The sequence below is a fragment of the Janthinobacterium sp. NKUCC06_STL genome, assembly GCF_019345455.1.
Lineage (GTDB): Bacteria > Pseudomonadota > Gammaproteobacteria > Burkholderiales > Burkholderiaceae_D > Janthinobacterium > Janthinobacterium rivuli.
The window spans coordinates 1-370 of record NZ_JAHKQY010000036.1 but is presented as its reverse complement, the minus strand read 5'-3'; the positions used below and the strand labels follow the sequence as shown (position 1 = coordinate 370).

The following is a 370-nucleotide window of genomic DNA, read 5'->3' as shown; positions in this document are numbered from 1 at the left end:
TATCAGCACGGCGGGTGCCGTGGTGAGTACGCCGGGGCTGCTGAGCATCACGGCCAACAACCAGGAACAGCAAACCCTGCAGAACGCGAAAGGCACCCTGAGCGCGGGCCAGCTGGCCGTGCAGGTGGGCCAGCTGGACAACCAGGGCGGCAAGCTGCTGCAGACCGGCGCCGGCACGGCGCAGGTGACGGTTGGGGGACAGCTCGATAACAGCCAGGCAGGGGAGCTGGCCAGCAATGGCCAGCTGCTGGTGCAGGCAGGCAGCATCGATAATAGCGGCAAGGGCCGCATCACCTCGACGGCGTCGCTGGACCTGAAAAGTGTCAATGCGGTCAACAATACCGACGGCGTGATTGCCGCCACGCAGGAT

1 protein-coding gene is annotated in these 370 nt (G+C 65.4%); it reads left to right on the top strand.

Annotated elements, in window-relative coordinates; translation table 11 throughout:
• Positions 1-370: hypothetical protein (locus KO539_RS29880; protein ID WP_219313998.1), on the top strand; the 370-nt coding region annotated here is incomplete at both ends.